The sequence below is a fragment of the Ralstonia sp. UBA689 genome, from assembly GCF_002298975.1.
Classification (GTDB): domain Bacteria; phylum Pseudomonadota; class Gammaproteobacteria; order Burkholderiales; family Burkholderiaceae; genus Ralstonia.
Genome location: NZ_DBMV01000001.1, coordinates 66065 through 86576, shown reverse-complemented (window position 1 = coordinate 86576; position 20512 = coordinate 66065). Strand labels below are relative to the sequence as shown.

The following is a 20512-nucleotide window of genomic DNA, read 5'->3' as shown; positions in this document are numbered from 1 at the left end:
AGGCGCGCGGCTCAATAGTCGCGCGCTTCCTCCAGCGGCCCAGACAGCCGCGCCTCGAGTTCCAGGACGATCGCGCCCGGCATCTGCACAAAGATCTGTGCGACAGCCCGCTCCGGGTGTCTCCGCACCTGATACGGCATGCCGCTCGCACGCACCTTGGCGAGCACATCGGCCGCCTCCTGCTGCGTACGAAAGCAGATGTGCGAGAACACCAGCTCGGGCTGATCACCCTCCGCATCGACCAGGTGGATCAGCGCATCGTCGTGCTGATACAGCCATGTGCCCGAAAACGGAAACGCAGGCCGGGGGCCCGGCTTCCAGCCCAGCACGTCGGCGAAGAACTTGAGAATGGGCGCGTCGCTGGCCACGTGAAAGTTCACGTGATCGAATGTCCAATCGCCATTGGGTGTCATAGCAAACCGCCTCCTTCGATGTCGATGATGGCGCCGGTCATGAAGCCGTTGGTCATGGCCAGCAGATAGCCTTGGGCGAGGTCTTCCGGCGTGCCCACGCGGCCGACCGGCAGCCCGCTGCCGATGCGCAAAAGCATAACCTCACGATCGGCCGGTGCACCCCACACTTCCGTATCGACCACGCCGGGACTCACTACGTTGACGCGGCGCGGCGCGAGTTCCTTCGCCAGGTTCTTACCCGCCGCCTCCACCGCCGCGTTGATCGACGCACGCAGCAACCCCGTCGCCGTCGGCTTGCGCGAGAGCAGCCCCGACGTGAGCGTGATCGACGCCCGCTCGGCCAGATGCGGCAGCGCGGCCTGCACCGCCATCAGCGCGGCAAACAGCTTGGTGCCGAAGCCGATCTGCAGGTCTGCCAGTTGCAGCGAGGCGAACGGCGGCGGGCTCGCGCGCGAGCCGATGGTGATGACGAGGTGGTCGATCTTGCCGACGGCGGCGGCCTGCGCCAGCGCGCCGGCCAGCGCCACGGTGTCGTTCGCATCGACGGCAATGCCCTGGATACCGTCGCCGGTCCTGGCCGAACGGCCCAGTACCGCGACGTTGGCACCGGCCGCCGCCGCGGCGCGCGCCACCGCCTGCCCGATGCCAGCCGTCCCACCCAGCACCACCACCGATTGGCCCTGCAACGTCTTCGAAGTCATGTCAACGCTCCTTTGAGAAGAGAGAGAAAAACCGTAGATCAATTGCGGCCATTCTTTCATCAAACAAGAACACCATAATCTGGCTATGCTTTGATGATTTTCCAAACCTTCTTTGACAATGATCGCCCTTGATGACCTCCGCCTATTGGTGCGCATTGCCGATGCCGGCAACCTCTCGGCCGCCGCCCGGCAGCTCGGCTGGCTGCCCGCCACGGCCAGCGCGGCGCTCAAGCGCGTCGAAGGCGAACTGGGTGCACGCCTGTTCGAGCGCACCACGCGCAGCATGCGGCCGACCGAAGCTGGCCACCGATATCTAGGGTATGCAAGACAGGCCCTGGAGGCGTTGGATGAAGGCGCGGAAAGCCTGGGGCAAGACCGCACCGAGCTGGCCGGCCCGATCCGCATTGCTGCCCCGTCAGACCTGGGGCGACACATCCTGCGCCCGTGGCTCGACGCGTTTTGCGACGAGCACCCCGGCGTGCGCATCACGCTGGTGCTGGGCGATCGGCTGGCCGACCTGATGCGCGAAGACCTCGACTTCGCGCTGCGCTACGGACACCTGCAGGATTCGGCGCTGGTGCGGCGGCCGTTGGCTTCGCATCCGCGCGTGATCGTGGGGGCGCCGTCGTACTTCAAGCGCCATGGTCGCCCCGCACATCCAAGCGATCTCGCCGATCACCGCTGCCTGATCCTGCTGCGCAATGGCGAGCCGGTCACGCGCTGGCAGCTCACTCACGCCAGCGGCCCGGCCCCCATGGACGTGCGCGGCGATTTCCAGTGCGATGACGGAGCCGTGGTGCGCGACTGGGCCATCGCGGGGCGTGGGCTGGCATTCAAGTCGTGGCTGGATGTGGCGCAGGATGTGTACGCCGGACGGCTGGAGGTGGCGCTTCCGGCGTGGAGCCATGCGCCCACGCCGCTGCAGCTTGTGAGCCTCGCCCGCCGCCATCGCCCGGCGCGGCTGACGGCGTGCGCGGATTTTCTCGCTGCGCGCTTTGCAGAATTCAGCGCGCGCTATCCGTTCCCGTCGCCAAAGGCAGCAGCGGCATCGTCCAAGGCCACTTCGGCCATCGCGGCGAACACGTGATCCCGCAGCCAGCGGCTGGCGGCATCCTGGTCGCTGTTGGTGTGCCAATACAAGTAAAGCTCCAGCGGCTGCACGTTGAACGGCAGCGGCAGCATGACGTTGCCGTACGGCTCGTTGGCGATGCGTGCATAGCGGATCGGCAAAGTGGCGAGCAGATCCGTGCAGCTCACCACCCTGCACGCCGCCGGGTAGTGCTGACAGCGCAGCCTCACCCGCCGCTCGTGCCCGAGCCGGCGCAACTCCACATCCTCGAGCCCGGCGCCCCGTCGCCTTGACGACACGTGCACGTGCTCGCACGCCAGATAGCGCTCGAGCGTAAGCGGTTCGTGCGCGATGGGGTGCCCGGGACGCGCCAGCACCACCATCGGATCGCTCAGCAGCGACGCATGGCGAATAGCCGGCGATGCCGGCAGCAGAATGTCCGCCGCCGCGTCGATGGTGCCGGCCAGCAACTCGGCTTCAAGCTGGCGGCGGTCTCCGCGCACGGTCGTCACGTCGATGCGCGGCGCTTCCTTGGCGATGGCCGCCATCAGGGGCGGCAGCAGCGTGGCCTCCAGCGCATCGCGCATCGAGAGGGTGAAGCGGCGCTCGCTCACGGCGGGGTCGAAACGCGTGCCCTCACGCAAAGTGCGCTCAAAGCCCTGCAGCGCGGTGCGCACCTCGGCAACAAGCGTGCGCGCCAGCGGCGTCGGCACCATGCCCTGCCCGCGCCGCTCGAACAGCGCGTCGTCGAACAGCTCGCGCAGCCGCCCCAGCGCGTGGCTGACCGCCGGCTGCGTCAGGTTGAGCGTGCGCGCAGCCGCCGTGATCCCGCCTTCCGTGTAGATGGCGTCAAAGACAACGAACAGGTTCAGATCGACACGGGATATATGCATGACATTGATGAACGGCAATCTATTAAATTCATTTCTCTTATTGTAGGTGAAGGCTTATGCTGCGTGCATCGATGTGAGAGAGGCCATGCGCCATGACCACAGCCACCGACAACCTGACCGTGCCCGCCGGCTTTGAAAAGCTGAACAAGCCGAGCCCCTTCCTGACAATGCTGGGGCCGGTCTATGCCCGTGGCATGGGGCCGTCGATGGTGATGGGCTTTCACGTGGGCCATCACCACCTGAACCGGCGCGGCATCCTGCATGGCGGCGTGGTGGCCTCGCTGGCCGATGCGGCGCTCGGCTATTGCCTGGCCGAACCGGGTGACGGCAACGGCGGCGCGATCGCCATGTCCACCGCCAGCCTGACGGTCGACTTCATCGCCTCGGCTGGTGAAGGCGACTGGATCGAGATCACCCCAGAAGGTTTGCGCACCGGCAGCAAACTGGCCTTTGCGCAGGCCCTGTTCCATCGTGGCGACCGGCTGGTCGCGCGCGCGAGTGCCGTGTTTGCAGTGCTCGGCGGACGCATCGCCGAGACCGTCTGAACCGACTTGATGCATTGCCCGTTCGAGGTTTCGAGATTTCCTGAGGAGACGCCATGAATTTCGACTACACACCCAAGGTCAAGGAAATGCAGGCCCGCCTGCTTGAATTCTTCGACCAGCACATCTACCCGAACGAGCACCGCTTCCACGAAGAGGTGGAAGCCAACCGCCGGGCCGGTAACGCGTGGATCCCCACCAAGGTCATCGAAGAACTCAAGCCGCTGGCGCGCAAGGCCGGGCTGTGGAACCTGTTCCTGCCGCAATCGCCGCGCGCGCCGGAAGGCCTGTCGAACCTGGAATACGCCCCGCTGTGCGAGATCATGGGCCGCGTGCCCTGGGCGCCGGAGGTGTTCAACTGCTCCGCGCCCGACACCGGCAACATGGAAACGCTGGAGCGCTACGCATCGGAAGCACTGAAAGACCGCTGGCTGGAGCCGCTGCTGCGCGGCGAGATCCGCTCGGCTTTCCTGATGACCGAGCCGGCCGTGGCCTCGTCGGACGCCACCAACATTGAATGCCGCATCGAGCGCCAGGGCGACGAATACGTCATCAACGGCCGCAAATGGTGGTCTTCCGGCGCTGGCGACCCGCGCTGCGCCGTGTACATCGTCATGGGCAAGACCAACCCGGATGCGGGCCGCCACGAGCAGCAATCGATGATCGTAGTGCCGGCCAACGCGCCGGGCATCACCGTCATGCGTCCGCTGACGGTGTTCGGCTACGACGACGCACCGCACGGCCACATGGAAGTCGACCTGAAGAACGTTCGCGTGCCGGTCGGCAACATCCTGCTGGGCGAAGGCCGCGGCTTCGAGATTGCGCAGGGCCGCCTGGGCCCGGGCCGCATCCATCACTGCATGCGCAGCATCGGCATTGCCGAGCGCGCGCTGGAACTGATGTGCAAGCGCCTCACGACGCGCGTCGCCTTCGGCAAGCCGATCGCCCAGCACAGCGTCTGGCACGAGCGCATTGCCGAGGCACGCTGCATGATCGAGCAGGCGCGCCTGCTCACGCTCAAGGCCGCGTACATGATGGACACCGTCGGCAACAAGGTCGCCAAGGCCGAGATTGCGATGATCAAGGTCGTGGCTCCGAACATCGCCTGCCAGATCGTCGACTGGGCGATCCAGGCACACGGCGGCGGCGGCGTGTCGGGCGACTTCCCGCTGGCTTCGGCCTATGCGCACCAACGCACCCTGCGCCTGGCCGACGGCCCGGACGAGGTGCACCGTGCAGCCATCGCCAAGCTGGAACTGGCCAAGCACCTGCACAAGCTGGCCGACGTGGCCGATATGCCCGTCACGCGCGGCGCCTGATATCGCCGCACGTTTTTCTACCGTTCACTCCTTATTCCCCGCGTTTTGCGGGGATTTTTTTTGCCCGCGGCCGCCGTCTGCGCGTTTTCGTGTTCTGTGCTTGAATGGTCGGCTCTCCCCTCTTTCCTGCTCAGGAGCACGCAAGTCATGATCGACGTCTATAGCTGGGCCACGCCCAACGGGCATAAGGTGCACATCATGCTGGAGGAGTGCGGGCTGCCCTACCGCGTTCACGGCATCAACATCGGCGCCGGTGACCAGTTCAAGCCCGACTTCCTCAAGATCAGCCCGAACAACAAGATCCCGGCCATCGTCGATCACGACGGCCCGGACGGCAAACCCATCTCGCTGTTCGAATCAGGCGCAATCCTGCTGTACCTCGCCGGCAAGACGGGCAAGTTCATGCCCGACGACGTGCGCGGCAAATATGAAGTGCTGCAATGGGTGATGTTCCAGATGGGCGGCGTCGGCCCGATGCTCGGCCAGGCACACCACTTTCGCATCTATGCGCCGGAAAAAATTGAATACGCGATCAACCGCTACACGAACGAGGCCAAGCGCCTGTATGGCGTGATCGACAAGCGTCTGTCCGAATCCAAGTATCTGGGCGGCCCGGAGTATTCCATCGCCGATATCGCAACGTGGCCGTGGCTGCGCAGCTGGAAGAACCAGGGGATCGAGCTGTCGGATTACCCCAAGCTGCAGCGCTGGTTTGAAGCCATTGAAGAACGCCCCGCGGTACAACGCGGCGTGAAGGTGCTGGCCAGTGAACGGCCTGCCGTGCAGGATGACAAGGCCAAGGAGATTCTCTTCGGCGCTACGCAGTATCAGCGTCGTTGATCGTCTTCTTTGCTGGGGAAACAGGCCGCGTGATGCGGCCTTTTCTTTTGGGAGCCGTCGATGCGGGCAACGGGTGGCCGGCGTGGCGCTCACTGCGTTGCTGATTCCGCCGCTGGTGGCACGCGTGCACGCTGCGGAAGCCCTGCTCCAACCGCAATTCGGCGCCGAGTACGACGCGTACCGCGCCCGGACCTGGCGCCGGATTCCCGGGTTGTACTAGCGCCCCTCGTTCAAAGCGGCAGCGCAACACACTGGACATCCGGCGCCGTATAAGGCGTCGGATACGGCGACCTGGGCCCCACCTCCAGCCGCATCGGCTGCAGCGCAAGTACCTCGGCTTCGTTGCGCTCGCGCGTGGTCAGCGCCGGCCCCGGCGGATCGGGCCGCACCAGCGGCGCGTTGACGGCGCAGCGCACCTGCTTGCCGTCATGCAGCCGCACATCCATGGTGTAAGACGGGCCGGAGACCACCGGAGTACACGCCACCGCACCCCAGACAGTTGCTGCCAGCAGGAGCCAATGTCGCGAGCCCATCGGGCACCTCCGGTCGCGCGCCTATCAAAGCCGTTTGGACCCACTATGCCGTCGGGAGTGCCCCGTAACCCGCACCTCAGGCCGCCAACATCCCCTGCCGCTCGATGAACCGGATGACCTCATCCAGCCCGCCCTGCGCCTTGAGGTTACACATCACGAAGGGGCGGTCACCGCGCATCTTGCGCGTGTCGCTCTCCATCACTTCCAGCGAGGCCCCAACGTACGGCGCGAGATCGGTCTTATTGATGATCAGCAGATCCGACTTGGTGATACCCGGCCCGCCCTTGCGCGGGATCTTCTCCCCGCCCGCCACGTCGATCACGTAGATCGTCAGGTCCGACAGCTCGGGGCTGAAGGTGGCCGCGAGGTTATCACCGCCGGATTCGATGAAAACGACATCGGCATCCGGAAACCGGCTCAGCATACGGTCGACCGCTTCGAGGTTGATCGAGGCATCTTCGCGGATGGCGGTGTGCGGGCAGCCGCCCGTCTCCACGCCCATGATGCGCTCAGGCGGCAATGCGCCGGAGATGGTCAGCAGGCGCTGATCTTCCTTGGTGTAGATATCGTTGGTGATGGCGACGAGGTCATAGCGGTCGCGCATGGCCTTGCAGAGCATCTCCAGCAACGTCGTCTTGCCGGAGCCCACCGGGCCGCCCACGCCGACGCGCAAGGCGGGAAGTTTCTTGGTACGCATGATGTTTAGGATCAAGAACGGAACAACCGTGAATATTGGGTTTCATGCCGGGCCGAGAGCACGCCCAGCCCAGGCGAAAACGTCGAGAGTTCAGGCGGATGGCTTGCCGCGCGGCGGGTCGCCTCTTCCACCGCGTGCGCCACCGCCGCATGCAGGCCGAAGAGAATGCGCTGCCCGGCGGCCTGCCCCAGCGGCACAGCCTTGACCGCCGCCGCCATCTGGTTCTCCACCCAGGCAAAGCAATAGGCCGTCACGCCGTCAAGCGGGTCGACATTCAGCGCGGCAGCGGCCGCCGCAAATGCGGTGGGGAACGTCACCGACGCACGCGCCGCCAATGCGGCACGCAATGCATCGTCGCCCCACACCATCTGCTGAATGAGGCGGCTGAGCGACCAGCCCATCTGCGCGGTCTCCAGACGCAGCTCGCGCGTTTCGCGTGTGGAGAGAAACCACGCATCGCGCTCGGCCACTGCGTCGAAGCGGCCTGCCTGCCAATCAGCGAATTGCAGCAACCACAACGGTGCCTCGCACGCGGCGAGCACGTCGAGCCCTTCGGCAATCCACTGCGCGGCTGATGCTTCGTTTGTCACATGCTGCACATCCACCGCCGCCTCCAGCCCCTGCGAATAGCTGAACGCGCCCACCGGCAGCGCCGGCGACGCGAGGTGCAGCAAGGCGGTCAGTTGCGCGGTGTTAGTCATGATGATGGTGGTGATGGCCACAGCCTGGGCCATGCACGTGTCCGTGGTCATGCGCATGATCGTGATCGTGCGCGTGGCCGTGGCTGTGACCGTGACTGTGCGAGTGGCCGTGCTCATGCCCCTCATGCCCGTGATGCTCGTGGTACAGCGCCTGCGCGGCCGCGTAGTCCTCTTCGAACGTTGCATCGTGGCCATGGCGATGGCCACCGCCGTAGGCGCCCGCCTCGGGCTCGAACGGTGCCTCCACATGCGCGACGGTCACGCCCAGGCGCGTGAGCATGTCTTCGAGCACCGGATCGGCTTCAAGCTGCAGCGCATCTGCGCTGACCTGCACGGGCGTGTGGCGGTTGCCGAGGTGGTAAGCGGCACGCATCAGTGCGAGGCGGTTTTCGCTGGTCACATGCAGTACCTGCTCGGGTGCGGCGAGCACTTCCACCAGCGTGCCGTCTTCAGTGACGAGCACATCGCCGCCGCGCATGACGGTGCCGCGCGGCAGCACCACAGCCACCTCGCGGCCATCATCGAGCGTGGCGCGCAAGCGGCTGCGGCTGCGCTCCAGGAACGGCAGCACCAGCTTGGGTGCGCGCTTGACCAGCACAGAGGCCAAGCCGTGCGGCGCGGGAAGATGTTTATTGATGGAAAGCATCGTTGGAACCTATTCACAATCTCACGACAACCCAGCGTGGAGCTGAGCATGTCAAACACCGAGTTCCGAGCCCGGAACGTCGAGTTCTGAAAGCCAATCACCGGGCTCTGAACCTCAACAGCCGGGCTTTGACCTCCGAGTTTCACACTTTTGGTTTCGAATCCCGAGCGCTAAGCCTCAAACGTCAGGCTCAGCGCTTGGAGCACGAGGCTTTTCGCTTGGACTATCGCGCTTCGAGCCCCGAAAAATTCTGCATCTTTGCTTCAGTTGCGTCTCATTTTGTCCAGATTGGGTCCAGCGCCCGAATTGCTTCGCTTCGTCGGCTCGTATTCGATATCGGGAGTATCGAATTTGAGGGTCAGAGGGTCGTGCTTGAGGCTCTGACCCTCGGACGCCGGGGTCTGAGGCTCGGATTTTCTCTGCCTGCGACGGGTCTTGTTGGTTTGCTCCTGTTTCGTCCCCTGCCGGGCACGACTCACTTTCTTTGTCTTGCCAAAGAAAGTAAGCAAAGAAAGGCGCGCCCGAGATGGCGAAAGATTCCTTGAATTTATGTCGCAGGGAGGGGAAGGGAAAAACTCGCTGCGCTCAGACAGTTTCCCTTCCTTTTTCCTCCCTGCAACAGAAATTCAAGGCGCCATCTAGGGCAGGGGTAAAGCACACAATCTTCTGCCAGCACGCTGCTCCTTCGCACGATCCCAACTATCGCTCGCACCTGCACTTGCACCTGCACTTGCACCTGCACTTGCACTTGCACCTGCACCTGCACTTGCACTTGCACTTGCACTCGCACTCGCACTCGCACTCGCACTCGCACTCGCACTCGCACTCGCACTCGCACTCAACGAGTCTTGGCGTTCACCTGCGTTCCCCGCCGGTTTGGCCTTTGACTTTCCTGCCCTTGATGGCGCCTTGAATTTCTGTAAGCGGGCGGAAAAAGGAAGGAGGCTTGTCTGAGCGCAGCGAGTTTGCCTCCTTCCCCGCCCGGTTACATAAATTCAAGGGGAAGTCGCCATCTCGGGCGCGCCTTTCTTTTGCTTACTTTTCTTTGGCAAGACAAAGAAAAGTGAGTCGGCCCCGGCAGGGGACGATACGAGGGATGGACCAACAACAAGAAACCCGAGCCCACCCCAACCCACCAGCTAGAACAGGAAATACCGCTGCGCCATCGGCAACACCTCAGCCGGCTCACAAGTCAACACAGTCCCATCCGCCACGACCTGATAAGTCTCCGGATCAACGGTAATGTCAGGCTGCCAGTCGTTATGAATCATGTCCGCCTTGCTCACAGTACGCGTGCCCTTGACCACCGCAGTGGTCTTGGCCAACCCATACTGCTCCGCCACCCCCGCAGCCGCAGCCGACTGCGACAGGAAGCTCAGTGAAGTCCGCCCCAGCGCCCCACCCGCCGACCCAAACATCGGCCGATAGTGCACAGGCTGCGGCGTCGGGATCGACGCATTCGCATCCCCCATCGCCGCAGAAGCAATCATCCCGCCCTTCAGGATCAGACTCGGCTTCACACCAAAGAACGCCGGACGCCACAGCACAAGGTCCGCCCATTTGCCAACTTCGACCGAGCCCACCTCGTGCGCAATGCCGTGCGTGATCGCGGGGTTGATCGTGTACTTGGCGACGTAGCGCTTCACGCGAAAGTTGTCATGGCCGCCGCGCGCATCGTTCGGGTCGCCCGCCAGCTTGCCGCGCTGCACTTTCATCTTGTGCGCGGTCTGCCAGGTGCGCAGCACGACTTCGCCCACACGGCCCATGGCCTGCGAGTCGCTGGAGATCATCGAGAACGCGCCCAGGTCGTGCAGGATGTCTTCGGCGGCAATCGTCTCGCGGCGGATGCGGCTCTCGGCAAAAGCAATGTCTTCGGCGATGGACGCATCGAGGTGATGGCACACCATCAGCATGTCGAGGTGCTCATCCAGCGTGTTGACGGTGAACGGCCGCGTCGGGTTGGTGGACGACGGCAGCACGTTCGATTCACCGCACACGCGGATGATGTCCGGCGCATGCCCGCCGCCTGCGCCTTCGGTGTGATACGTGTGGATCGTGCGGCCTTTGAATGCGGCGACGGTCGCTTCAACAAAGCCCGATTCGTTCAACGTGTCGGTGTGGATGGCGACCTGCGTGTCAGTGTCGTCGGCCACACCCAGGCAGCAGTCGATCGCTGCGGGCGTGGAGCCCCAGTCTTCGTGCAGCTTCAGGCCAATGGCGCCCGCGTCGATCTGCTCGCGCAGCGCGCCCGGCAGGCTGCCGTTGCCCTTGCCCAGGAAGCCGATGTTCATCGGGTAGGCATCAGCGGCCTGCAGCATGCGCTGCATGTACCACGGCCCCGTCGTGCAGGTGGTGGCGAAGGTGCCGGTGGCGGGGCCGGTGCCGCCGCCGATCATGGTCGTCACGCCGCTGTTGAGCGCCTCGTCAATCTGCTGCGGACAGATGAAGTGGATGTGCGTGTCGACGCCGCCCGCGGTAACGATCATCCCCTCGCCCGCGATGATCTCCGTGCCCGGGCCGATGACGATCGTCACGCCGGGCTGGATGTCAGGGTTACCGGCCTTGCCGATTGCGGAAATGCGGCCGTGCTTCAGGCCGATGTCGGCCTTGACGATGCCCCAGTGATCGATGATCAGCGCGTTGGTGATGACGGTGTCGGCGCAGTCCTTCGATTCGCGCTGGCTCTGGCCCATGCCGTCGCGGATGACCTTGCCGCCACCGAATTTCACTTCCTCGCCGTAGATGGTGAAGTCGCGTTCGACTTCAACGATGAGGTCGGTGTCGGCCAGGCGGAGGCGGTCTCCGGTCGTGGGGCCGAACATTTCCGCATAGGCGCGGCGATTGATCTTCAATGTCATGTCCGTGTCTCGCTCAAAGCTTGCCCATCACACGGCCAGCGAAGCCGTAGACCACGCGGTCACCGGCCAGCGCCACGAGTTCGACCGTGCGCTCCTGCCCCGGCTCGAAGCGCACGGCGGTGCCGGCGGCGATGTTCAGCCGATAGCCGCGCGTGGCCTCGCGGTCAAAGCGCAGCGCGTCGTTGACTTCATAGAAGTGGTAGTGCGAGCCGATCTGGACGGGGCGATCACCGGTGTTGGCCACCGTGACCGTCACCGTGGGGCGGCCTGCGTTGAGTTCGAGATCGCCGTCTTGCGGCAGGAGTTCACCGGGGATCATGTCGCGCCCCTTTTACACAGCCGCCGCCAGCAGCCCGGCACCGTACAGCGCCACGCCAACACCCGACAGACGCGCCAGCCATGCCAGACGCGGCTTGAGCGCAACCCCCGCGCCAATACCAGCCGCATGCAGCAGCGCCGTCGCCACGGCAAAGCCGCCGACGAAGGTCGGGAACATCGCCTGTGCACCCGCCGGGAATTCCGTGCCGTGCGCGTAGCCGTGAAACAGGGCAAACGCGCCGCACAGCAGCGCACCAGCCCACGTCGGCATCTGCGCGCGCGCGGCAATCAGCAGGCCAAACACCAGCAGCGATGCGGCAATCATCGGCTCGACCATCGGCAACACCATACCGCCTGCCCCCAGCACGGCACCCATGACCATCAACGCGACGAACGCAACCGGCGCCCACAGCGCATCACGCACGGAACGCGAGGCGAGCGCGCTCCACACCCCCACGGCCACCATCGCCAGCAGGTGGTCCGCACCGGTAAGTGGATGCAGGAAACCGGCGAGCAGGCTGGCCTCGGCCGTGTGGCCGGGGTGCCCAGGATGCGCGAAGGCGGCGGAAGCGCCCAACGTGAGGGCGATGGCCGCAGCGGGCCGGACGTAGCGAGACAGGGTGTGCGTCATGGCAGGACTCTTGGTGGAGGGCATTCAGACAATGGGATGGTGGACGGTAACCAGCTTGGTGCCGTCCGGAAACGTGGCCTCGACCTGAATGTCGGGAATCATCTCGGCCACGCCGTCCATCACGTCCTCACGTGAGAGAAGCGTCGTGCCGTAGTGCATCAACTCGGCCACCGTTCTGCCGTCACGCGCGCCTTCCATGATGGCGGCGCTGATGAAGGCGACGGCTTCCGGGTAGTTGAGCTTGAGGCCGCGGCCCTTGCGGCGCTCGGCCAGCAAGGCGGCGGTGAAGATCAGCAGCTTGTCTTTTTCGCGCGGGGTCAGTTCCACGAGGGGCTCTCTTCGCTAAGTGTCAAGTCGGGTCTAAATTGGGCGGCGTACGGTCACGTCGCCATCATGTGGCCCACAAGCGCAACGGACGACCCGCCACGCCATGGATCGGTTCGCGCAGCGCCAGCCAGGTTTGCGATAGCAAGGCGCGCGCATCTTCGGGCCGGCGTGCCAGCACGCGCAGCAGCAATACGTTGGGCAGGCCGGGTGCGTCTTGCGTGAGGCAAGTCACGCCGGCACGCATGTTGTCGTTGTACGGCAGGTGTTCGGCCATCGCTTCTGCCAGGGCCTCGGTGGCGCCCTCGCCCACCGCCCACAGCGTGCCGACAACATGGAAACCGGCCATGCCTGTTGTCGCGTTCAACACCGGGGATTGCGCGTCGAAGGCGGCAGATTCGATCCACAGCGGCTGGCCGCCGCAACGCACGTTCGTGCGCATGACGATCCGGCCTTCGGCCCACGATTCGCCAGCAGCGTGGCGGCCGAGCATGGTGGTGTCCCAGCCGATGGCAGTAGCGCCGGGGGCGAGGTCCAGCGTGAGATCGATGATCGGGCACGCCTGGTTGAAGACGATGTTCTCCTGCGGCAGCCAGTCGAGGCGCGCGCCGGCATCCATGCGGATGGCAACGCGCTGCGTGGCCGTTCGGCCGAGGGACTTGTACCACTTGGTGGCGCCGGGCGTGGTCAGCACCGCGTGCGCCTCGGCGCCGAGCGCGATGTCGATGTCGAGCACGTCGCCACCGGCAATGCCGGCAGGCGGGTGCAGCATGACAACGTGGCAGATGCCGTCGCCTTCCGGATACAGCGCTTTTTGCACGCGCAGCGGCCCCTGATGCCGACACGACGCTAGCACCGTCCGCGCCTCGCGGCGGGCAAACGCCAGACGCAGTGACGCTTCCCAGGACGCGAATGAATCGGTCTGCGGCGGTACGGGAAAATCGGGATGGCGCATCAGGAGTGCGGCGCTGCGGCTAGGAATTTTCTCATCATAGCCAGATGCCGCTGATTTGGCATTCGACTTTTTTGGCAAAGCTCCCGTGCATCAGACCGCAACCAGATCGCGCACGCCATCGGCCTCCATGCGGGCGCCGTCACCCTGGGCAATGACCTCGCCACGGCTCATGACGACGTAGCGGTCGGCAATGCAGCGGGCAAAGTCGTAGTACTGCTCGACCAGCAAGACGGACATGCCGAACTCGTCCACCAGCCTGCGCAGCGTGCGGCCGATCTCCTGGATGATGGAAGGCTGGATGCCCTCGGTCGGCTCGTCCAGGATCAGCAGACGCGGTTCGCTCATCAGCGCACGGCCGATAGCGAGTTGCTGCTGCTGGCCACCGGACAAGTCGCCGCCCCGCCGCCCTTTCATTTCCTCGAGCACCGGGAACAGCTCGTAGATCGAATCGGGCACCTTGGACGGCGCACGCCTGGCCGCTGCACCAATCAGCAGGTTCTCTTCCACCGTCAAGCGAGGAAATATCTCGCGGCCCTGCGGCACATAGGCGAGGCCTTGCGAGACGCGTTCATACGCGGGCAGCTTCTGGATGGCGCGCCCTTCCCAGTCAATCTCGCCGCTGGCCGTGGGCACGACACCCATCAGGCACTTGAGCAGCGTCGTCTTGCCGACGCCGTTGCGGCCGAGCAGCGTGGTCAGCTTGCCAGTCGGCACCTCAAAGCTGACGTTGCGCAGGATGTGGCTGCCGCCATAGAACTGGTTCAGTTGCTGGATCTGCAGCATGTCAGCGTCCTAGATAGGATTCGATCACTCGCTCATCGCGCTTGACGGCATCGAGCGTGCCTTCGGCCAGGACGCTGCCTTCGGCCAGCACGGTCACACGCCCTTCAGCGCCGGCCAGCGCGGCGACGAACTCCATGTCGTGCTCGACCACCATGATCGAGCACTTGCCGCGCAAGCCATTCAGGAGCGTGGCCAGTTGCATCGTCTCTTCATCGGTCATGCCGGCGACGGGCTCATCGAGCAACAGCAATTGCGGTTCCTGCATCAGCAGCATGCCGATCTCCAGCCGTTGCTTCTGACCATGAGAGAGCAACCCGGCCGGCCGATACGCCTCGGCTTCCAGGTGGATGCGGCCGAGCGTTTCTTCAATGCGCTGGCGGCCGTCGTTCAACAGTCGCGCGCGCAGCGACACCCACCAGCGCTTGTCGGCCTTCATGGCCAGTTCCAGGTTTTCCCACACGGTGTGTTGTTCGAACACGGTGGGCTTCTGGAACTTGCGCCCGATGCCGATCTGCGCAATGCGCGGCTCGGTCAGGCGCAATAGGTCGATGCTCTGGCCGAGGAACACACGACCCGTCACGTCCGCATTGCGCGGGCCGGTCTTGCCGGTGATCACGTCCATCATCGTGGTCTTGCCCGCGCCGTTGGGGCCGATGATGCAGCGCAGCTCGCCGTGGTCGATGGACAACGTAAGCGCGTTCAGTGCGCGAAAGCCGCCAAAGCGCACCGTCACGTCTTCGAGATACAGGATGGCGCCGTGCGAGACGTCGATGGTGTCCGGCTCGACCACGTGGCCCATGCCGGTGGCGGTGCCGCTGAAGTTTCCAATCTGCGCGCTGTCGGGGAGTTCGGTCAAGGTGCTCATGCGTGGTCTCCGGTGACGGTCGCGGCTTCAGGTGCCTTGGTTTGCGTGGGCACGCGCTTCTTCATGCGCAGCTTGCCCGTCAGCCCCAGCACGCCATTCGGCAGATACAGCGTCACCAGCACAAAGATCGCACCGAGCACGAACAGCCAGTACTCCGGCACCCATGCCGTCAGCAGCGTCTTGGCCCCGTTGACGAGAAAGGCGCCGATGATCGGGCCGATCAACGTGCCACGTCCGCCCACGGCCACCCACACGGCCATCTCGATCGAGTTGCCCGGCGACATCTCGCCCGGGTTGATGATGCCGACCTGCGGCACATACAGCGCGCCCGCAATGCCGCACAGCACGGCCGAGAACGTCCACACGAACAGCTTGTAGCCGAGCGGGTTATAGCCGGAGAACATCACGCGCGCCTCGGCATCGCGAATGGCCGTGACCACGCGCCCGAACTTGGAGGTGACGATGGCGCGGCACGCGATGAACGCCAGCACCAGCGCAACAAATGTCGCCATGAACAACACCGTGCGCGTCGGCAATGCGGCAATCGGAAAGCCGAGGATGCGCTTGAAATCGGTGAAGCCGTTGTTGCCGCCAAAGCCCGTCTCGTTGCGGAAGAACAGCAGCATGGCCGCATAGGTCATCGCCTGCGTGATGATCGAGAGATACACGCCCTTGACGCGTGAGCGGAATGCGAAGAAGCCAAACAGCCACGCCAGCACACCGGGCACCAGCACCACCAGCAGCGCGGCCCAGACAAAGTGCTCGGTGCCGTGCCAGAACCAGGGCAGCTCCTTCCAGTCGAGGAAGACCATGAAATCCGGCAGATCGCTCTTGTACACGCCGTCGCGGCCGATGGAGCGCATCAGGTACATGCCCATCGCGTAGCCGCCCAGCGCAAAGAACACGCCGTGGCCGAGGCTCAGGATGCCGCAGTAGCCCCACACCAGGTCGAGTGCCAGCGCCGCCAGCGCGTAGCACATGATCTTGCCGATCAGCGTGAGCGCATACGCCGACAGATGCAGCGGGTTGCCCTCCGGCACGAGCAGCGCGCACACCGGCGCGCCAATGCACACGATGAGCGACACGAGCACCAGCGCAGACCACCCGCGCCGCGACAGCAGCGGCATGCGCGCCGGAATATCGAGAGTGAATTGGGTCATATCGTCAGGCCTCCGCGCTGCGGCCCTTGAGGGCGAACAGCCCCTGCGGACGCTTCTGGATGAACAGCACGATCAGCGCCAGCACGATGATCTTCGCGAGCACCGCGCCGTAGAACGGCTCGATGAACTTGTTGATGAGCCCCAGCCCGAACGCGCCGATGATGGTGCCGGCCAACTGCCCCACCCCGCCCAGCACCACCGCCATGAACGAATCGATGATGTAACTCTGGCCGAGGTCCGGACCGACGTTGCCGATCTGCGAAAGCGCGCAGCCGCCCAACCCGGCAATGCCTGCCCCGAACGCAAACGCGTAGCTGTCGACTTTCCACGTGCGCACGCCAACGCAGGCGGCCATGGTGCGGTTCTGCGTGGTGGCGCGCACGAACAGGCCCAGGCGCGTACGGTTGAGCACCGCCCACGCAATCGCCACCACCGCCAGCGCAAACAGCAGGATGACGAGCCGGTTGTACGGCAGCACGAGGCCCGGATACAGCGCAATGCCGCCGCTCATCCAGTTTGGGTTCGCGACTTCCACGTTCTGCGCACCGAAGATCGAGCGAACGGCCTGCATCAACAGCAGGCTGATGCCGAACGTGGCGAGCAGCGTTTCGAGCGGACGGCCATACAGGTGACGCAGCACCAGCCGCTCCAGCGCAAAGCCGACGACGGCCGCGGCCAGGAACGCGGCAGGCAGCGCTGCGGGCAGATACCAGTCGAATGCGTTCGGAAAGTAGTTACGGAAGATGGTCTGCACCACGTAGGTGGCGTACGCACCGATCATCAGGAACTCACCGTGCGCCATGTTGATGACGCCGATGAGGCCATAGGTGATGGCCAGCCCGAGGGCCGCGAGCAGCAGCACGGAGCCGAGGCTGAGCCCGGCAAACAGGTTGCCGATCAATTCAGATTTGCGTTCCTGTGCGGTCAGACTGTCGAGCGCTTGCTGTGCGGCGGCACGCAGTTCATTGTCAGCGCCGCTGTCTTTAGCGAGCAACGGGGCGATGCGCTGGCGCGTCTGCGGGTTGGTATCGCCCGCAAGCAACTTGAGCGCTTCGAGCTTCTCGGCATGCGTCCCGTCGTCGAGTGCGAGATTGGCCCACAGGACATGCAGCTTGCCGCGCAACTCCGGATCGGTTTCATGCTTGCGCGCCGCGTCGACAATGGGGCGCGATGCCGTCTCTGGGTGCGCAAGCAACGTATCGACCGCCTGTGCGCGCACGGCACGGTCCGGCGACTGCAGAACGAAGCCGCTCGCCGCGCTGTCCACTTGCGCACGCAGGGCATTGTTCAGTGTGAGGGATTGCAGATCGTCGGCCTTGACGGTGACGGGCTGGCCAGTGATCGCGTCCAGGTACTTCTCGCCATCCTGACGCACCATGCCGGCGGCGGGCGCGAAGAACAGCGCGTCATTCTGCAAGGCTTGCAGGATCGGCCCGGCTTGTTCGGCGGGCGCGGCGGTCAGCGCGTTGAGCGTCTTGACCTTGGCATCGAAGTCGTCTTCGGCCAACGGCTTGAGATCAGCTTGGGTCAATGGTTGTCCGGCAGCCCATGCGGATACCGCAGGCATCGCAGCCAGACAGAAAGCGCACAGCAGTGCGGCAAGGGAATGAAACAACCAGCGGGACAAGCACATCATGGCAATCCGATGCGTGGCGGCCGATATCGAAACCGGCCCACCACGTCGTAGAGCGTCGTTCAAAAGGCCGGTTACGTTGGACACGTGACCGGCCCGCCTGACCACATCACTTGCTTGCAACCATGTCAGGCTTGCCCTCGTTGCCGGGAATGTACGGGCTCCACGGCTTGGCGCGGATCACCGTCGGCGTCTTCCAGACGACGTTGAACTGGCCATCGCCGCGCACCTCGCCGATCATCACGGGCTTGCTCAGGTGATGGTTGTTGTTCATCACCAGCGTGAAGCCCGACGGTGCCTTGAACTGCTGGCCGTACATCGCTTGGCGAACCTTGTCCACGTCGGTGGTGCCGGCCTTCTCGACGGCCTGCTTCCACATCATGATGCCGACGTAGGTGGCTTCCATCGGGTCGTTGGTGACGCGCTTGTCACCGCCCGGCAGGTTGTTGGCCTTGACCCACGCGGCCCACTTCTTTTTGAAGTCGTCATTGACCGGATTCTTGACCGACATGAAGTAGTTCCAAGCGGCAAGCTGGCCGGCCAGCGGTTTCGTGTCGACGCCGCGCAGTTCTTCCTCGCCCACCGAGAACGCGACCACCGGCACGTCCTTGGCCTTCAGGCCGGCGTTGCCGAGTTCCTTGTAGAACGGCACGTTGGAATCGCCATTGATGGTCGAGATCACGGCCGTCTTGCCGCCCTGCGAGAACTTCTTGATGTTGGCGACGATGGTCTGGTAATCGGAGTGGCCGAACGGCGTGTAGACCTCTTCGATGTCGCTGTCTTTCACGCCCTTGCTGTGCAGGAAGGCACGCAGGATCTTGTTGGTCGTGCGCGGGTAGACATAATCGGTGCCCAGCAGGAAGAAGCGCTTGGCGCCGCCGCCTTCCTTGCTCATCAGGTATTCCACCGCGGGAATGGCTTGCTGGTTGGGCGCGGCGCCGGTGTAGAAGACGTTCTTTGACATCTCTTCGCCTTCGTACTGCACCGGGTAGAACAGCAGGCCGTTCAGCTCTTCATAGACCGGCAGCACCGACTTGCGCGACACCGACGTCCAGCAGCCGAACGTCACGGCCACCTTGTCCTGCGTCAGCAGCCCACGCGCCTTCTCGGCAAACAGCGGCCAGTTCGACGCCGGATCCACCACCACCGGCTGCAGCTTGCGGCCCAGCACGCCGCCGCTCTTGTTGATCTCGTCGATCGTCATCAGCGCCACGTCTTTCAGCGACGTCTCGGAGATGGCCATCGTGCCCGACAGCGAATGCAGGATGCCGACCTTGATCGGCTCCTTTGCCTGAGCAAACGCGAGATTCGACACGGACAACAGCGTTGCGGCGGCGACGGCGGACAGCTTCAACAGCTCACGACGTTTCATTGCGGCTCCTTGGGTTATTGGCGGCGAGAACGACCTCCGGGGCCAAAATTGCAACTACCGTGCCATCACATTTCGCTCATGGAATGGGAAATCCGCGCCAAAACAGTGCCGAAACTGCGCCAAGTCCGCGCATTTGGCCGGCGTGATGCGCTTGCGTGGGGCACGCGCAGACAAGCACAAAACAAGCGGAGCGCAAGAAGAAATACAAAGGCCGGCATTGCGCCGGCCCCTTCAGACAAGTGCGGAAGACCGCTCAGGAGTAGCGGCGCGAGATCGATTCCGCCACACAGACCGGGCGCTCCTGCCCTTCCCGCTCGATGGTCACGCCCCAGGTCATCTGGGCGCCCGTCAGGGCGGGGGCATTGGGCAGCGGCGGCAGCGTTTCCATCTCCAGCAAGCTGACGCGCGCACGCACGCGGCTGCCCACCGGCACCGGCGCCGTGAAGCGGACCTTGTTCAGGCCGTAGTTCACGCCCATCTTCACGTCCGGCATGGCGAGCGCGTTCTGCATCAGCATCGGCAGCAGCGACAGCGTCAGAAACCCATGCGCCACCGGCGCCCCGAACGGCGACTCGCGCTTGGCGCGCTCCACATCGACGTGAATCCACTGGTGATCGCCCGTGGCCTCGGCGAACAGGTTGACCTGCTGCTGCGTGATCTCGGTCCAGTCGCTCACCGCAACTTCCTGGCCGATCAATCCTCGCAGCTCGTCGAGCGATTCGATGATGCGCATTCCGGTTGTCTCCTTGTTGTTGTGTCGTAACGTGAGATCAGGCTTTCGGACGACGCCCGAACAAGCCCATGCCGGTCACGGTGCAAACCAGCTCACCGCGCTGGTTGCGTGCCTCCCAGCGGTTGACCGCCACACCGCGATCCGGCTTCGACTGCGAGGGCCGCACCTCCATGCAGGTGCTCGACACCGACAGCGTGTCGCCCGGATACACCGGCTTGAGCCAGCGGATCTCGTCCACGCCCGGCGAGCCCATGCTGGCTGCCTTGCTGAGAAAGCCCTGCACCATCAGCCGCATCATCACCGAGCAGGTCATCCAGCCGCTGGAAATGATGCCGCCGTAAATGCTGTGCTTGGCCGCATCCGCATCAATGTGAAACGGCTGCGGATCGTATTGCCGCGCAAAGGTCAGGATCTCTTCTTCGGTGACCGTGTAGCTGCCCATCTCCATCGTACGGCCGACCTCGAAATCGTCGAAGTAGAACTCGTACGGTAGCGTTGCTTCTGCCATGACGTCTCCTCAAAATGA

Annotated in this window: 23 protein-coding genes and 1 pseudogene; 5 read left to right on the top strand and 19 right to left on the bottom strand. The window is 64.3% G+C overall.

Going from position 1 to position 20512, the window contains the following annotated elements:
• Positions 1–11: 11 nt before the first annotated feature.
• The gene (locus tag B4F51_RS00440; protein WP_296223080.1) at positions 12–413 is read right to left on the bottom strand and encodes a glyoxalase; all 402 of its coding nucleotides are present in this window, start codon (positions 411–413) and stop codon (positions 12–14) included.
• Entirely contained in the window at positions 410–1114 is a 705-nt protein-coding gene (locus B4F51_RS00435) for an SDR family oxidoreductase (RefSeq protein WP_296223079.1), read from the bottom strand. Before B4F51_RS00435 ends, B4F51_RS00440 begins: the two co-directional genes overlap by 4 nt.
• A gap of 118 nt (positions 1115–1232) precedes the next feature.
• Between B4F51_RS00435 and B4F51_RS00430 the strand changes: the two genes are divergently transcribed.
• The gene (locus B4F51_RS00430; RefSeq protein ID WP_296223077.1) at positions 1233–2201 is read left to right on the top strand and encodes a LysR family transcriptional regulator; all 969 of its coding nucleotides are present in this window, start codon (positions 1233–1235) and stop codon (positions 2199–2201) included.
• Here B4F51_RS00430 and B4F51_RS00425 read toward each other — a convergent pair.
• Positions 2129–3076 (bottom strand): LysR family transcriptional regulator, encoded by a 948-nt coding sequence (locus B4F51_RS00425; protein WP_296223075.1) that lies wholly within the window; start codon positions 3074–3076, stop codon positions 2129–2131. The genes B4F51_RS00430 and B4F51_RS00425 overlap by 73 nt on opposite strands.
• Positions 3077–3168: 92 nt before the next feature.
• Between B4F51_RS00425 and B4F51_RS00420 the strand changes: the two genes are divergently transcribed.
• From B4F51_RS00420 to B4F51_RS00405, 4 genes and pseudogenes are all read left to right on the top strand, one after another.
• The gene (locus B4F51_RS00420; protein ID WP_296223074.1) at positions 3169–3621 is read left to right on the top strand and encodes a PaaI family thioesterase; all 453 of its coding nucleotides are present in this window, start codon (positions 3169–3171) and stop codon (positions 3619–3621) included.
• A gap of 53 nt (positions 3622–3674) precedes the next feature.
• Positions 3675–4937: an acyl-CoA dehydrogenase family protein gene (locus tag B4F51_RS00415; RefSeq protein ID WP_296223072.1), complete on the top strand. Its 1263-nt coding sequence runs from the start codon at positions 3675–3677 to the stop codon at positions 4935–4937.
• Between the two features lie 147 nt (positions 4938–5084).
• On the top strand, positions 5085–5777 hold the full coding sequence (locus tag B4F51_RS00410) for a glutathione binding-like protein (protein WP_296223070.1): 693 nt from the start codon (positions 5085–5087) through the stop codon (positions 5775–5777).
• Positions 5778–5850: 73 nt separating this feature from the next.
• A pseudogene (locus B4F51_RS00405) lies at positions 5851–5997 on the top strand (isoprenylcysteine carboxylmethyltransferase family protein); the annotation flags it as partial.
• A gap of 10 nt (positions 5998–6007) precedes the next feature.
• Here B4F51_RS00405 and B4F51_RS00400 read toward each other — a convergent pair.
• The 16 genes from B4F51_RS00400 to B4F51_RS00325 form a co-directional block, all read right to left on the bottom strand.
• Positions 6008–6310 carry a hypothetical protein gene (locus B4F51_RS00400; RefSeq protein WP_296223068.1) on the bottom strand — a complete coding sequence of 101 codons (303 nt, stop codon included), beginning with the start codon at positions 6308–6310 and terminating at the stop codon, positions 6008–6010.
• A gap of 76 nt (positions 6311–6386) precedes the next feature.
• Entirely contained in the window at positions 6387–7007 is a 621-nt protein-coding gene (ureG, locus tag B4F51_RS00395) for an urease accessory protein UreG (RefSeq protein WP_296223066.1), read from the bottom strand.
• Between the two features lie 11 nt (positions 7008–7018).
• Positions 7019–7708: an urease accessory protein UreF gene (locus B4F51_RS00390; protein ID WP_296223461.1), complete on the bottom strand. Its 690-nt coding sequence runs from the start codon at positions 7706–7708 to the stop codon at positions 7019–7021.
• Positions 7701–8354: an urease accessory protein UreE gene (ureE, locus tag B4F51_RS00385; protein ID WP_296223065.1), complete on the bottom strand. Its 654-nt coding sequence runs from the start codon at positions 8352–8354 to the stop codon at positions 7701–7703. Before ureE ends, B4F51_RS00390 begins: the two co-directional genes overlap by 8 nt.
• Positions 8355–9493: 1139 nt before the next feature.
• Positions 9494–11212 carry an urease subunit alpha gene (gene ureC / locus B4F51_RS00380; RefSeq protein ID WP_296223064.1) on the bottom strand — a complete coding sequence of 573 codons (1719 nt, stop codon included), beginning with the start codon at positions 11210–11212 and terminating at the stop codon, positions 9494–9496.
• A gap of 13 nt (positions 11213–11225) precedes the next feature.
• Complete coding sequence (locus B4F51_RS00375) at positions 11226–11531, bottom strand: urease subunit beta (protein WP_296223063.1); 306 nt, start codon at positions 11529–11531, stop codon at positions 11226–11228.
• Between the two features lie 12 nt (positions 11532–11543).
• Positions 11544–12161, bottom strand: coding sequence for a HupE/UreJ family protein (locus tag B4F51_RS00370; RefSeq protein ID WP_296223061.1), 618 nt, complete (start codon positions 12159–12161; stop codon positions 11544–11546).
• 24 nt (positions 12162–12185) lie between these two features.
• Positions 12186–12488: an urease subunit gamma gene (gene ureA / locus B4F51_RS00365; protein WP_021194965.1), complete on the bottom strand. Its 303-nt coding sequence runs from the start codon at positions 12486–12488 to the stop codon at positions 12186–12188.
• Positions 12489–12552: 64 nt separating this feature from the next.
• Positions 12553–13440, bottom strand: coding sequence for an urease accessory protein UreD (locus B4F51_RS00360; protein ID WP_296223058.1), 888 nt, complete (start codon positions 13438–13440; stop codon positions 12553–12555).
• Positions 13441–13530: 90 nt separating this feature from the next.
• Positions 13531–14223: an urea ABC transporter ATP-binding subunit UrtE gene (gene urtE, locus B4F51_RS00355; protein ID WP_296223055.1), complete on the bottom strand. Its 693-nt coding sequence runs from the start codon at positions 14221–14223 to the stop codon at positions 13531–13533.
• Position 14224: 1 nt separating this feature from the next.
• Complete coding sequence (gene urtD, locus B4F51_RS00350) at positions 14225–15088, bottom strand: urea ABC transporter ATP-binding protein UrtD (RefSeq protein ID WP_296223053.1); 864 nt, start codon at positions 15086–15088, stop codon at positions 14225–14227.
• Positions 15085–16248, bottom strand: a complete 1164-nt coding sequence (urtC, locus tag B4F51_RS00345) for an urea ABC transporter permease subunit UrtC (RefSeq protein WP_296223052.1) — start codon at positions 16246–16248, stop codon at positions 15085–15087. The genes urtD and urtC overlap by 4 nt, the downstream gene beginning before the upstream one ends.
• Positions 16249–16252: 4 nt before the next feature.
• Positions 16253–17884 (bottom strand): urea ABC transporter permease subunit UrtB, encoded by a 1632-nt coding sequence (urtB, locus tag B4F51_RS00340; protein WP_296223050.1) that lies wholly within the window; start codon positions 17882–17884, stop codon positions 16253–16255.
• Positions 17885–17990: 106 nt separating this feature from the next.
• Complete coding sequence (gene urtA, locus B4F51_RS00335) at positions 17991–19253, bottom strand: urea ABC transporter substrate-binding protein (protein WP_296223049.1); 1263 nt, start codon at positions 19251–19253, stop codon at positions 17991–17993.
• 253 nt (positions 19254–19506) lie between these two features.
• Complete coding sequence (locus B4F51_RS00330; protein WP_296223047.1) at positions 19507–19986, bottom strand: MaoC family dehydratase; 480 nt, start codon at positions 19984–19986, stop codon at positions 19507–19509.
• 37 nt (positions 19987–20023) lie between these two features.
• Positions 20024–20494 (bottom strand): MaoC family dehydratase, encoded by a 471-nt coding sequence (locus B4F51_RS00325; RefSeq protein WP_296223045.1) that lies wholly within the window; start codon positions 20492–20494, stop codon positions 20024–20026.
• Between the last annotated feature and the right edge of the window lie 18 nt (positions 20495–20512).